Below are 12,384 nucleotides of genomic sequence, written 5' to 3' on the forward strand. Positions count from 1 at the left end.
AGCCGCGGTGGACCAGGACCTTGTCGATGGTGATCTGGAAGAAGATCGGGGTGATGAGGGCGCAGAGCTGGATGAACAGCGAGGCGACGAGCACCGTGACGAGCGGCTTGCGGTAGCGCCAGACCGAGGGCACGAACCAGGTCAAGCCGAAATTGTGCAGTGCCGTCTGGATGTTGGCCCGGCGCGCGACGAGCACGATGGTGCCGGTCCAGCGCGGGAGGAAGGCGTCGGCCTCGACGTGCTCGGCGGTGCGGGCGACGGGATCGATGATGCGGAGCTTGCCGTCCTCGAAGCGGCGGCCGAGGACGACGAAGCGGCCGTCATCGACCTCCAGGATCGCCGGGAGCGGGATGCCGTCGAGGCGGGCCGGCTTCTGGTTCTGGAGGAGGCGCCCTTTCAGGCCGAGGCGTCTGGCGCCGCGGACGATGTCGACGGCGCCCATGACGGTCTGGCCGAGGCCGAGGTCGTGGCGGACCTGGGCCGGCTCGCACGGGATCTGGTGGAACGAGGCGACGAGGGCCAGCGCCCCGAGGCCCGAATCGGGCCGGGCCGCCGGCAGTTCCGCGGCGCCGGGACCGGATTGGCCCGGGCCGGCCTGTGCGGCCGCGTCTTGCACCATGTCCCGCTCTCCCACTCCGCGGCGCAGGCCCGCCGGCGTCCTGCCGCGCTCCGTCCCAGGACCGCAACGTATACGAGAATCGCACCCTTCGTGACCAGCTTGGAGCAACCCGAAGGCGGCCGGGGCCCGCAGGAATCGCGGACCGCGCATGTGTCGCGCCGGCCATGTCGGGAAACCTCTTGGTCAGGGGTCGTGATGGTTTCATGACGGTCGGGCGGATGGTGGCGGCCACGCTTCGTGTGGCGCGGGACGACAGGCGGCGCCGGCAGGGTGGCGGGTCGCGCGGCAGACCTATGCTGGGCGACCGGTTCAAGCTCTCCCCCTTTCCCGGATCTCCTTCCACTTCGTTGCAGTCGTCCGGGAAAGGGCGGCGAGCAGAACGGAGTCGTTTGCTCGTTCGGCACGGCCGTGTGCCACTGTCGCATCCCGCAATGCTCCGGTGTTTCCAGACCTTTCCCCATGCCGGTCCCGCGACGCAGTCGGCCTGCGAACGCGACGGTTGCACGCCGAGGCGCGCTCGCGTTCCATGACGCTCCCGGCCGCCGGCCGGCCCGCTTCGTGCATGAAGCGCGGCCACCCATCACGAGGACAGCGCGTGCCGACACCCTCCCACCGCGACGATCCGGGCGCGCCGAGTCCCGCGCCATCTCCATGAGCACCGTCATCCTGGGCGGCGCCGGATTCGTCGGGCTGAACCTCGCCGATGCCCTGCTCGGGCGCGGCCTCGCCGTGCGCCTCCTCGACCGGGCCCCGCCCCCGCCGCCCCTGCGGCAGAGGCTCGCCGCCCGGCCCGGCGCCCTGTCCCTCGACCTCGGCGAGGTCACCGATCCGGCCTGCCTCGCGGCCGTCATCCGGCCCGGCACCGACGCGGTGGTGATCGCCGCCGCTGTGACCGCGGACGCCGCCCGCGAGGCGGCGGATCCGGGGACGATCCTCGCCGTCAATCTCGGCGCGATGGTGCCGATCCTGGAGGCCTGCCGCCGGGCCGGGGTGCGCCGGGTGGTGAACCTGTCCTCGGCGGCGGCCTACGGGGCCGCACAGGGCGACATCCTGTCCGAGGACCTGCCGGTGCGGCCGGAGAGCCTCTACGCCGTCACCAAGTTCGCCTCGGAAAAGGTGCTCTCCCGGCTCTGCGGCCATTGGGGCCTCGACGGGGTGAGCGTGCGCCTGAGCGCGGTGTTCGGCCCGTTCGAGCGCGACACGGGTCTGCGCGATACGCTGAGCCCGCAGGCGCAGATCTGGGCCGCCGCAGAGGCCGGCATCCCGGCGCTGCTGCCGCGGCCGGGCCGGCGGGACTGGCTCTACGCCCCCGACGCCGCGGATGCGGTGGCGCGGCTGATCGCGGCGGAAAGCCTGGGTTTCCCCCTCTACAACGTGTCGAGTCCCGGGACCTGGCCGGTCCTCGCCTGGGGCGAGCGGCTGGCTGCGTCCCTGGCGCGGACCGGCTTCGTCTGCCGGCTTGCCGCACCGGGCGAGACCCCGACGATCTCGCTGCACGGCGACCGCGACCGGCCGCCGCTCGCCACCGCGCGCCTGCGCGACGAGCTCGGCTGGGAGGCGGCGCACGGCCTCGCCGCCTCGGCCGACGCGTTCCTGGCTTGGCAGGCACGCCGGCAGACACGCATGACGGAGGATCGCCCGTGAGACTCGACGGCAAGGTCGCGGTGGTGACGGGGGGCGGCTCCGGCATCGGCGCTGCGACGGCGCGGCTCTTTGCCGAGGCCGGCGCCCGGGTGGCGGTGATCGACCGGGACGGCGCGGCGGCGGAGGCCGTGGCGGCCGAGATCGGCGGCCTGTTTCGCGCCTCGGATGTCGGCGATCCCGCCGCGGTCGCGGCGGACGCGCGCGCGATCGTCGCGGCGCTCAGTGGCATCGACGTCCTGGTGACGGCGGCGGGTTTCTCCGTCGGCGGCACCGTCGAGACGACCTCGCCCGAGGACTGGGACGCGGTGTTCCGCGCCCATGTCGGCGGGACCTGGCTCTGGGCCGGCCAGGCGGTGCCGTCGATGCGCGCGCGGGGCGGCGGGGCGATCGTCACGGTCGCCTCGCAGCTGGCTTTGGCCGGCGGGCGCGGCAACAGCGCCTACCTCGCCGCCAAGGGCGCGGTGCTCAGCCTCACCCGCACCATGGCGCTCGATTTCGCCGCCGACCGCATCCGCGTCAACGCCGTGGTGCCGGGCGCCATCGAGACGCCCATGCTCGCCCGCAGCTTCCGCCGCGCCGCCGACCCGGCCGCCGCCCGCGCCGCCTCCGAGGCGCGGCACGCCATGAAGCGCCTCGGGCAGCCCGAGGAGGTCGCCCGGGCCGTCCTCTACCTCGCCAGCGACGCTGCCTCCTTCACCACCGGCGCCGCCCTGCCGGTCGAGGGCGGCTGGCTCGCGGCCTGAAGGATCCACCATGTCCCTCGACGCCCTCCATGCCCGCGTCCGCGACGAGATCGCCCGCACGGCCCATCCCCGTGCCCCCTGGCTCACCCCCCGCACCGGCCCGGACGGGAGACCGGCCCGCGACGTGATCGTGGTCGGGGCCGGGCAGTCGGGCCTCGCCGTCGCCTTCGGGCTGATGCGGTCGCAGGTGACGAATATCCTGGTGCTCGACCGGGCACCGAGGGGGCTGGAAGGGCCCTGGCTCACCTACGCGCGCATGCGCACCCTGCGCAGCCCGAAGGACTTCACCGGGCCGGATCTCGGCCTGCCGGCGCTGACCTACCAGTCCTGGCACGAGGCCCGCTACGGCCAGGCGAGTTGGGATGCCCTCGACCTGATCCCCCGGGAGGATTGGGCCGCCTATCTCGCCTTCGTGCGCGAGGCGACCGGCGTGCCGGTCGAGAACGGCGTCGCCGTCACCGGGATCGGGCCGGCGGACGGGCTCCTGGCCGTCACCGATTCGAACGGCACCGTGCGCTACGCCCGCAAGGTGGTGCTCGCCACCGGCCAGGAGGGCGCCGGGACCTGGGCCCTGCCGGAGGTGCTGGCCGGCCTGCCGGCGGGGCGCGTCGCCCGCACCGACGACCCGGTCGATTTCGCGAATCTCTCGGATAAGCGCGTCGCGGTGATCGGCGCCGGCGCCTCGGCCTTCGACAACGCGGCGACGGCGCTCGAGGCCGGCGCCGCCGCGGTCACGCTGCTCTGCCGGCGGGCGGAGGCGCAGGTGGTGCAGCCCTATCGCTGGCTCACCTTCGCGGGCTTCCTGCGCCATCTCGGCGATCTCGACGATGCCTGGCGCTGGCGCTTCATGAGCGCGGTGATGGGCCTGCGCGAGGGCTTTCCGCAGGCGACCTGGGACCGCTGCGCCCGGCACCCGACTTTCCGCTTCCTCCCCGGCGCCCCCGTCACCGCGGCGCGGATGGATGGCGGAGGCGTCCGCCTCGACACGCCGAAGGGCACGGTTGCGGCCGATCTCGTGATCGCCGCCACCGGCATCACGGTCGATTACGCCGCGCGGCCCGAATTGTTAGCGTTTGCCCACAACATCGCCACCTGGGGCGACCGCTACGCGCCGCCGCCCGAGGAGCGCGACGACCGCCTCGCCGCCTATCCCTATCTCGGCGACGACTACGCCTTCGCCGAGCGCGAGCCCGGCCTGACGCCATGGATAAGGGACATCCACCTGTTCGGCATCGCCTCGACGGTGAGCCACGGCCCCTCGGGCTCGTCGATCAACGCCATGACCACCGCCGTGCCGCACCTCGTCTCCGGCCTCACCCGCGGGCTGTTCACCGCCGACCTCGACCGGTTGTGGGCCGAGTTCCGGGCCTACGACGTGCCGCAGGCGGTGTTGCGCTGATCCGCGCGCTCTCGCCTTTGCGATCTTGTTCGCAGCGATCTTGTTCGCACTTGCCCCCAAGCCCGTCCCTGGTCTCGAATGGCCGCTGCTGGAACGGCCCTTGCAAGAAGGCCGGCCGATCAGGGATGCAGGAAGGGACAGGCGTGACGAAGACCAGCATGCGGATGGGCGGCCGTTCCGGCGGCCTCTACTTGGGCAGCCTCTCGGGCGCCGTCATCGTCGCCCTCGTGGCCGGGACGGCGCCGGCGAGCGCCCAGAGCCGGGCCGAGACCCTGCGCTACGTCACGGGAGCCGCGGTCAACACCCTCGATCCGACCATGCCGGGCACCACCCGCGAGGCCTTCGCGATCAGCCTCTCGACGTACGACCGTCTCGTCACCTTCGGCCGCAAGAAGCTCGGCGACAACTGGGTGTTCGACCTCGATTCGGTGCGCGGCGAGCTCGCCGAGCGCTACGAGGTCAGCCCCGACGGCCTGACCCTCACCTTTTACCTGCGCAAGGACGCCAAGTTCCAGGACGGCACCCCGGTCACGGCCGAGGATGTGAAGTGGTCGCTCGATCGCGCCGTCTCGGCGAAGTCGCTCGCCGGGCCGCAGCTCCTGACCGGCTCGCTGACGAGCCCCGACCAGTTCACCGTGGTCGATCCCCACACCTTCAAGGTGACGCTGCCGAAGCCGGACCGGCTGGCGCTGCCGAACCTCGCCACCGTCTACGCCATCGTCATCAACTCCAAGGCCGCCAAGGCCCACGCGACGCCGGAAGACCCTTGGGCGCAGGCCTGGCTGAAGGACCACGCCGTCGGCAGCGGCGCCTACAGCGTCGACGTGTTCAAGCCCGGCGAGCAGGTGGTGCTGAAGCGCAACGCCGACTGGACGGGTGCCGCGCCGGACAAGCCCGCCGGCTTCAAGCGCGTCATCGCCCAGACCATCCCGGATCCTGCGACCCGCGCCAACCTCGTCGAGAAGGGCGACGCCGACATCGTCATCGACCTCCAGGCCAACGACGCGCTGGCGCTCAAGGAGCGGGGCAAGCTCAAGGTGATCGCGACGCCGCAATTCAACGCGCTGACGCTGATCTCCTTCAATACGAAGCTGCCGCCCTTCGACAAGGTCGAGGTGCGCCAGGCGCTGGCCTACGCCCTGCCCTACGACGCGATGTTCAAGGCCGCCCTGTTCGGCCGCGGCAAGCCGCTCTTCGGCGCGACCTGGGGCGAGGGCGATCCGAAAGCCGTCTTCCCCGTGGCCCAGCCGGTGACCCTCGATCTACAGAGGGCCAAGGCCCTGCTCGCCAAGGCCGGGCTGCCCGACGGGTTCTCGACCACCTTCAGCTTCAATGTCGGCCAGGCCGCGACCGCCGAGCCGATGGCCGCGCTGATCCGCGAATCGCTGGAAAAAATCGGCGTCAAGGTCGAGATCCAGAAGCTGCCCGACGCCCAGATGTCGACGCAGGTGAGCGAGAAGAAGCTGCCGTTCTTCACCGAGGGCATCGTCGCCTGGCTGCCCTCGCCGGATTATTTCTACCGCAACTTCTATACCGGCAACCAGCGCTGGAACTACAGCTCGATCGACGATCCTGAAATCAACGAACTGGCCGCCAAGGCCCGGTTCGAGCGCGATCCGGCGAAGTACGACGACGAGGCCCGCGCCCTGAACAAGCGCCACCTCGCCCTGATGCCGCAGATCCCGATCTGGCAGCCGAACCAGGACGCCGTGATGGCGCAATCCGTCGAGGGCTACACCTACCAGTTCCACCGCCAGGTCGATTACCGCGACCTGTCGCGGAAGTAGCGGAGAAGGAGCCGAGATGGCCTCCGCCAGCGGCATCGCCCGGCGCACCGGGCGGCGCTTCCTGTCCTCGCTGCCGGCCTTGCTCGGCGTCCTGGTCTTCACCTTCCTGCTGATGCGGGTGCTGCCCGGCGACCCGGCGGTGTTCTTCGCCTCCGGGCCCAATGCCGGCAAGGCGGAGATCGAGGAGATCCGCCGCCAGATGGGCCTCGACAAGCCGGTGCCCGAGCAGCTGGTGCGCTACCTCGGCGACGTGGCCCGCGGCCAGCTCGGCCGCTCGATGACGACCGGCCAGCCGGTGCTGACGGATCTCCGCCAGCGCCTGCCGGCCTCCCTCGAACTGACCTTCACGGCGCTCGTCATCGCGCTCCTCCTGGCGATCCCGCTCGGGATCGCGGCGGCGCTCCGGCCCGGCTCGGCGGTGGACCACGCCGTGCGCTTCCTCTGCGCGCTCGGGGTCTGCGTGCCGACCTTCGTGTCGGGGCTGCTGCTGATCTACGTGTTCTACTACCTGCTCGGCGTCGCCCCCGATCCGACCGGTCGCATCGACGTCTTCGCCGCGAGCCCGCCCGACATCACCGGCTTCCTGCTGATCGACTTCCTGCTCGTCGGCGACTTCGAGGGCTGGCGCGCCGCGGCGGGCCAGCTGATCCTGCCGGCGCTCACCATGGCGTTGTTCGTGCTGGCGCCGCTCGCCCGCATCACCCGGGCGGCGATGCTGAGCGTGCTCGGCAGCGACTTCATCCGCACCGCCCGGTCGCTCGGCCTGCCGCGCCGGCGGGTGATCGTGACCTACGCTCTGCGCAACGCGATCCTGCCGGTGCTGACCATCGCGGGCATCGTGTTCTCCACCATGCTCGGGGCCAACGTGCTGGTGGAAAAAGTGTTTTCCTGGCCCGGGGTCGCCTCCTACGCCCTCGACGCGCTGCTCTCCTCCGACTACGCGCCGGTCCAGGGCTTCGTGCTGCTGATGGCGAGCCTGTTCGTCGTCGTGAACCTCACGGTCGACGTGCTCTACGGCCTCGCCGACCCGCGCGTCTCGATCGAGTGATCCGATGAACGCCGTGGCTCCGACTTTCGCCCCACCGCCCAGCACCTTGCGGCACGCCGCTCACGTCCTGCGCGAGAATCCGCTGACCGCCGTCGCCGCCGCAGGCAGCACGCTGCTCTGCCTCGTCGCGATCCTCAGCCCCTGGCTGACCCCCTACGATCCGGTCGCCTCCGACGTCTCGGTCGCACTCCAGCCGCCGAGCGCCGCGCACTGGGCCGGCACCGACCAGCTCGGCCGCGACGTGCTCAGCCGCATCATCGCGGCGACGCGGCTCGACCTCGCCATCGCGCTCTCGGCAGTGAGCCTGTCCTTCGCGCTCGGCGCGGTGATCGGGGGGGTGAGCGGCTATGCCGGCGGGCGGCTCGACCGGGTGGTCGGGCGCCTCGTCGACGTGCTGATGGCCTTCCCGCTCTTCGTGCTGGCGATGGCGCTGGTCGCGGCGCTGGGCAACCGGGTCGAGAACATCGTCATCGCGACGGCCATCATCAACCTGCCGTTCTACATCCGCTTCGCCCGGGCCGAGGTGAACGTGCGGCGCGATGCCGGCTACGTCGAGGCGGCGCGGGCCGGCGGCGAGGGCCACCTCGCGGTGGTCCTGCGCTTCCTGCTGCCGAACGTCCTGCCCGCGATGGCGGTGCAGATCTCGCTCAACCTCGGCTGGGCGATCCTCAACGCCGCCGGCCTGTCCTTCATCGGCCTCGGGGTGCGCCCGCCGACGCCGGAATGGGGGATCCTGGTCGCGGAGGGCGCGCGCTTCATCACCACCGGCAAGTGGTGGCTCGTCGCCTTCCCGGGCCTCGCCCTGATGCTGGCGGTGCTCTGCTTCAACCTGCTCGGCGACGGCCTGCGGGACATCCTCGATCCCCGGATGCGGACCTGATGCAGCCCTCCCTCCTCTCCATCGAGGACCTGAAGGTCATCTTCGCGACCCGGAGCGGCCCGGTCGAGGCCCTGCGCGGCGTCTCGCTTCACGTCGCGCCCGGCGAGAGCCTCGGCCTCGTCGGCGAATCCGGCTCCGGCAAGTCCGTCACCGCCTTCGCGGCGGCCCGGCTCCTCGACCGGGCCGGGCGGATCACCGGCGGGCTGATCCGCTTCCGCGGCCAGGACGTCACCCGGCTCTCGGCCACCGACCTGCGGGCGGCGCACGGCTCGGCGATCGGCATGATTTTCCAGAACCCGCGGGCGGCGCTGAACCCGATCCGTACCGTCGGCCGCCAGCTCGCCGACGTGCTGGTGGCGGGCGGCGCCTCGAAGGCGCAGGCCCGGGAGCGGGCGCTGGAGAGCCTGGAGGCGGTGCGCATCCGTGACGCCGCGCGGCGCCTCGACGCCTATCCGCACGAGCTCTCCGGCGGCATGTGCCAGCGGGTGATGATCGCTCTCGCGCTCGCCTGCCGTCCGGCCCTGCTGATCGCCGACGAGCCGACCACCGGCCTCGACGTGACGACCCAGAAGACCGTGATGGACCTCGTCGCCCGGCTCACCGCCGAGCGCGGCATGGCGATGATCCTGATCACCCACGATCTCGGCCTCGCCGCCCAGTATTGCGGCCGCATCGCCGTGATGGAGCAGGGCCGCCTCGTCGAGGAGGGCGAGCCGGGCGCGCTGTTCTCGGGCCCCCGCCACCCCTACACCAGGCGCCTCGTCGCCGCCTCGCCGACCCCGACCTCGACGCTCGCCGACCTCGTGCCGGAGGGGAACCGCCCACCCGCCGTCCCGCGGCCGGCCCCCGCCCCCGGCACCCCGCCGCTCCTCGACGTGCAGGGGCTGGGCAAGATCTTCGGCGGCGCCATGGCGGTGGAGGACGTGTCGTTCTCCTTGCGCGAGGGCGAGAGCCTCGGCCTCGTCGGCGAATCGGGGTCGGGCAAGAGCACCACGTCGCGGATGATCTGCCGCCTCCTCGATGCGAGCGCCGGACAGATCCTGTTCGACGACGAATCGATCGGCACGATCCCGGCCCGCGACTTCCACCGCTCGCCCCACCGGCGCGCGATCCAGATCGTGTTCCAGGACCCGACCGACAGCCTCAACCCGCGCTTCTCGGCCTTCGACTGCATCGCCCATCCGGTGAAGCGCCTGACGCCCTTACGCGGCGAGGCGTTGCGCCTGCGGGTGATCGAGAGCGCCGAGCGGGCGGGCCTGCCCGCCGCCCTCCTCGACCGCTTTCCGCACCAGCTCTCCGGCGGCCAGAAGGCCCGGATCGGCATCGCCCGGGCCATCGCCGTCAAGCCGCGGCTCCTGGTGCTCGACGAGCCGACGGCGGCCCTCGACGTCTCGGTCCAGGCCGGCGTCCTTCGCCTCCTCGACGACCTGCGCCGCGAGGACGGCCTCGCCTTCCTGTTCGTGAGCCACGACCTCAACGTGGTGCGGATGATGTGCGAGCGCACCCTCGTGCTCCAGGGCGGACGGGTGGTCGAGGAGGGCGTCAGCCGCGACCTGTTCCGGACGCCGCGCACCGCCTACACGCGGGAATTGCTGGCGGCGATCCCGCATTTCCGGCCGGGCGCGCCGCGCGGATTCGCGGCGGAGCCGGCGGCGTGAATCCTACCCTGTCGGTCGTGCGAATTCCCCCTCCCCCCTCTGCGGGGGAGGGTGGCCCCCGGAGGGGGCCGGGAGAGGGGACGCCGCCTCCGGAGAAGTCGCGCGCGACATGACGGGTGCCACCTGGATCAGCGTCGCGCTGCCCCTCTCCCGACCCCTGCTGACGCAGGGGCCACCCTCCCCCGCAGAGGGGGGAGGGAGAAAAACCGCGCCATTCCATCAACTCGTTCTCGTATCTGAGGAATCCCCCATGCGCGTGATCCGCACCGCCGCCGCCCAGCTCGGCCCGATCCAAAAGGCCGAGGACCGCGACAGCGTCGTCGCCCGGATGATCGCCCTGATGGACGAAGCGAAACGCCAGGACGCCGACCTGATCGTCTATCCGGAGCTGGCGCTCACCACCTTCTTCCCGCGCTGGTACCACGAGGACCGGGCCGAGGCCGACCACTGGTTCGAGCGCGAGATGCCGGGCCCGGCGACCGCCCCGCTCTTCGCAAGGGCGCGCGAGCACGGCATGGCGATGTCCTTCGGCTATGCCGAGCTGACGCCGGAGGGCCGGCACTTCAACACCTCGATCCTGGTCGACCGCGACGGCACCCTCGTCGGCAAGTACCGCAAGGTGCACCTGCCCGGCCACGACGAGTTCGATCCTGAGCGCTCGCACCAGCACCTGGAGAAGCGCTACTTCGAGCCGGGCGATCTCGGCTTCCCGGTCTGGCGGATGCTGGGCGGCATTCTCGGCATGTGCATCTGCAACGACCGGCGCTGGCCCGAGACCTACCGGGTGATGGGGCTGCAGGGCGTCGAGATGGTGGTGCTCGGCTTCAACACCCCGTCGGTCAACGCGCAGCGCGGCGCGGAAGGGATCGAGGAGCGGCTCTTCCACCACCGCCTCTCGGTCCAGGCCGGCGCCTACCAGAACGCCACCTGGGTCGTGGCGGTGGCCAAGGCCGGGGACGAGGACGGGCACCACCTCACCGGCGGCACCCTGATCGTCGATCCGAACGGGAAGATCGTGGCGGAACTCCCCGGCGAGGCCGACGGGGTGATCGTCCACGCGTGCGACCTCGACGAGACCCGGTTCGGCAAGGAGACGATCTTCGACTTCGCCCGCCACCGCCGCATCGAGCATTACGGCCGCATCACCGCCCAGACCGGCGTGGTGCTGCCCGAGTGACGTCAGGCGACCGCCACGATCCCGATCGCCATCGCCACCGCGGCCTGGGTCGGGTCGATGACCGGGATGCCGAGCTCCTGCTCGAGGCCGCGCCGGTGGACCGCCATGCCGGCGCAGCCCATCACGACGACACCTGCCCCGTCCCGGTCGCGCAGGTCGCGGCCGACGGCGATCATCCGGGCCAGCGTGTCCTTGCCGCTCGCCGTCTCGGCGACGGTCATCTCCAGCGCCCGCTCGCCCGCCAGCCGCTCGCTCACGCCCATCTGGCGCAACGCCCGCAGGTGGCGCGGGATCGAGCGGCTCGCCACCGCGATCACCCCGAACCGGTCGGCCCGGGCGAGCGCGCTGAGGATCCCGCATTCGGCGATGCCGAGCACCGGCCGGTCGGTCGCCTCGCGGCAGACGTGGAGGCCAGGATCGGAGTAGCAGGCGATGACGTAGGCGTCCGCCGCCTCGCGCCGCACGAGGTCGCGCAGCGGCAGGGCCACCTGCTCGACATCGGCCTGCGACTGGATTCCGAACGGACCCTCGGCGAGGGTGCGGCACTCGATGGCGATGCCCGGACGGGCCAGCGGCGCCAGCGCTCCGTCGAGGCCGCGGGTCACGGCCTCGTTCGAGTTCGGGTTGATGACGAGGATGCGCCGGCTGGCCGTCATGGTGGTCTCCTGGTGTGTCAGGCCTTGAGCCTAGCAAGTTTCGGGCGCGAGGCCCGTCAGGATTCGGCGGCGGCCGGGAGGGCTGCTTCGACGAGCGCCGCTTCGATGAAGGAGGTGCGGGACATGCCGCGGGCCTCGGCCGCTGCGTCGGTCCGGCGCAGCAGCGCCGCATCGATCATCAGGTCGATGCGCACCCGCAGGCCCGGCGCCGGATCCGGTGCGATGACCTGCACCAGGCCGCCTTCCAGCATCGCCATGGCCTCGGGATCGGCCGACAATTCGGCCAGGCTGCGCGCGGGGGGCAGCGGATCGCCATCGGCGCGCATGACCGCCAAATGGCCCGACAAGGCCTCGCGCCCGCCCGCGATGGCGGCCTCGAAAGTCTCCCCGCCCGAGACGCAGCCCGGCAGGTCCGGGAAGGTGACGCCCCATTCGGAGCTGCCCTCGGGCGGGTGTAGGAACGCGATGTAATGCATGGCATTGTCCTCGTCCGACGGGATCCGCAAAGCGCCTCAGGCGCCCGGAAGACCCGCCGCCTTCCGAATCGACTTCACGGTCTTGGGATGCATGTCCTTCTGAGGATGTGGCACGGTGACCTTGCCCGGCTTCGTCGGATGCTTGAAGTGGCGATGGCTACCAGTGGTGGAATGCCAGACCCAGCCGTTCCGCTCCAGTTCGCCGATCAGATCCCTGGAATCCATCGGCAGCCCCGCGCGTCCCACGGGGCGCGATCATGACACGGGCGGGCGACCCACCGGAAGGCATTCCGGTCG

General features: G+C 71.8%; 12 protein-coding genes. 8 read left to right on the plus strand and 4 right to left on the minus strand.

What is annotated here, in order from left to right; translation table 11 throughout:
- Positions 1 to 619, minus strand: a 619-nt coding sequence (locus BM430_RS10940) for a cysteine peptidase family C39 domain-containing protein (protein WP_244539438.1), incomplete at its 3' end; no start/stop codon positions are given.
- 651 nt (positions 620 to 1,270) lie between these two features.
- Between BM430_RS10940 and BM430_RS10945 the strand changes: the two genes are divergently transcribed.
- From BM430_RS10945 to BM430_RS10980, 8 genes are all read left to right on the plus strand, one after another.
- Positions 1,271 to 2,263, plus strand: a complete 993-nt coding sequence (locus tag BM430_RS10945) for an NAD-dependent epimerase/dehydratase family protein (protein WP_093567295.1) — start codon at positions 1,271 to 1,273, stop codon at positions 2,261 to 2,263.
- Positions 2,260 to 3,006 (plus strand): SDR family oxidoreductase, encoded by a 747-nt coding sequence (locus BM430_RS10950; protein WP_093567296.1) that lies wholly within the window; start codon positions 2,260 to 2,262, stop codon positions 3,004 to 3,006. Before BM430_RS10945 ends, BM430_RS10950 begins: the two co-directional genes overlap by 4 nt.
- A gap of 10 nt (positions 3,007 to 3,016) precedes the next feature.
- Complete coding sequence (locus BM430_RS10955) at positions 3,017 to 4,405, plus strand: NAD(P)-binding domain-containing protein (protein ID WP_093567297.1); 1,389 nt, start codon at positions 3,017 to 3,019, stop codon at positions 4,403 to 4,405.
- Positions 4,406 to 4,548: 143 nt separating this feature from the next.
- The gene (locus tag BM430_RS10960; RefSeq protein WP_244539439.1) at positions 4,549 to 6,192 is read left to right on the plus strand and encodes an ABC transporter substrate-binding protein; all 1,644 of its coding nucleotides are present in this window, start codon (positions 4,549 to 4,551) and stop codon (positions 6,190 to 6,192) included.
- 16 nt (positions 6,193 to 6,208) lie between these two features.
- Positions 6,209 to 7,240, plus strand: a complete 1,032-nt coding sequence (locus tag BM430_RS10965) for an ABC transporter permease (protein ID WP_093567298.1) — start codon at positions 6,209 to 6,211, stop codon at positions 7,238 to 7,240.
- Positions 7,241 to 7,244: 4 nt separating this feature from the next.
- Complete coding sequence (locus BM430_RS10970; RefSeq protein ID WP_093567299.1) at positions 7,245 to 8,120, plus strand: ABC transporter permease; 876 nt, start codon at positions 7,245 to 7,247, stop codon at positions 8,118 to 8,120.
- Complete coding sequence (locus BM430_RS10975; protein ID WP_093567300.1) at positions 8,120 to 9,778, plus strand: nickel ABC transporter ATP-binding protein NikE; 1,659 nt, start codon at positions 8,120 to 8,122, stop codon at positions 9,776 to 9,778. The genes BM430_RS10970 and BM430_RS10975 overlap by 1 nt, the downstream gene beginning before the upstream one ends.
- A 250-nt stretch (positions 9,779 to 10,028) precedes the next feature.
- Positions 10,029 to 10,955 carry an N-carbamoyl-D-amino-acid hydrolase gene (locus tag BM430_RS10980; RefSeq protein WP_093567301.1) on the plus strand — a complete coding sequence of 309 codons (927 nt, stop codon included), beginning with the start codon at positions 10,029 to 10,031 and terminating at the stop codon, positions 10,953 to 10,955.
- 2 nt (positions 10,956 to 10,957) lie between these two features.
- Here BM430_RS10980 and BM430_RS10985 read toward each other — a convergent pair whose 3' ends face one another.
- Genes BM430_RS10985 through BM430_RS10995 form a run of 3 tightly spaced genes read right to left on the minus strand, consistent with a single transcriptional unit; the run spans position 10,958 to position 12,312 of the window.
- Positions 10,958 to 11,611 carry an aspartate/glutamate racemase family protein gene (locus BM430_RS10985; RefSeq protein WP_093567302.1) on the minus strand — a complete coding sequence of 218 codons (654 nt, stop codon included), beginning with the start codon at positions 11,609 to 11,611 and terminating at the stop codon, positions 10,958 to 10,960.
- A gap of 56 nt (positions 11,612 to 11,667) precedes the next feature.
- The gene (locus BM430_RS10990) at positions 11,668 to 12,117 is read right to left on the minus strand and encodes a type II toxin-antitoxin system HicB family antitoxin (RefSeq protein WP_143132004.1); all 450 of its coding nucleotides are present in this window, start codon (positions 12,115 to 12,117) and stop codon (positions 11,668 to 11,670) included.
- A gap of 6 nt (positions 12,118 to 12,123) precedes the next feature.
- Positions 12,124 to 12,312, minus strand: a complete 189-nt coding sequence (locus BM430_RS10995) for a type II toxin-antitoxin system HicA family toxin (protein WP_093567304.1) — start codon at positions 12,310 to 12,312, stop codon at positions 12,124 to 12,126.
- Positions 12,313 to 12,384 lie beyond the last annotated feature (72 nt).

The sequence above is a fragment of the Methylobacterium sp. 174MFSha1.1 genome, assembly GCF_900116815.1.
Lineage (GTDB): Bacteria > Pseudomonadota > Alphaproteobacteria > Rhizobiales > Beijerinckiaceae > Methylobacterium.

Excerpts from the sequence above, each read along its gene's own strand:
- BM430_RS10975 (WP_093567300.1), top strand. The coding sequence starts at position 8,120 with ATGCAGCCCTCCCTCCTCTCCATCGAGGACCTGAAGGTCATCTTCGCG.
- BM430_RS10955 (WP_093567297.1), top strand. The coding sequence starts at position 3,017 with ATGTCCCTCGACGCCCTCCATGCCCGCGTCCGCGACGAGATCGCCCGC.
- BM430_RS10995 (WP_093567304.1), bottom strand. The coding sequence starts at position 12,312 with ATGGATTCCAGGGATCTGATCGGCGAACTGGAGCGGAACGGCTGGGTC.
- BM430_RS10945 (WP_093567295.1), top strand. The coding sequence starts at position 1,271 with ATGAGCACCGTCATCCTGGGCGGCGCCGGATTCGTCGGGCTGAACCTC.
- BM430_RS10965 (WP_093567298.1), top strand. The coding sequence starts at position 6,209 with ATGGCCTCCGCCAGCGGCATCGCCCGGCGCACCGGGCGGCGCTTCCTG.
- BM430_RS10980 (WP_093567301.1), top strand. The coding sequence starts at position 10,029 with ATGCGCGTGATCCGCACCGCCGCCGCCCAGCTCGGCCCGATCCAAAAG.
- BM430_RS10985 (WP_093567302.1), bottom strand. The coding sequence starts at position 11,611 with ATGACGGCCAGCCGGCGCATCCTCGTCATCAACCCGAACTCGAACGAG.
- BM430_RS10970 (WP_093567299.1), top strand. The coding sequence starts at position 7,245 with ATGAACGCCGTGGCTCCGACTTTCGCCCCACCGCCCAGCACCTTGCGG.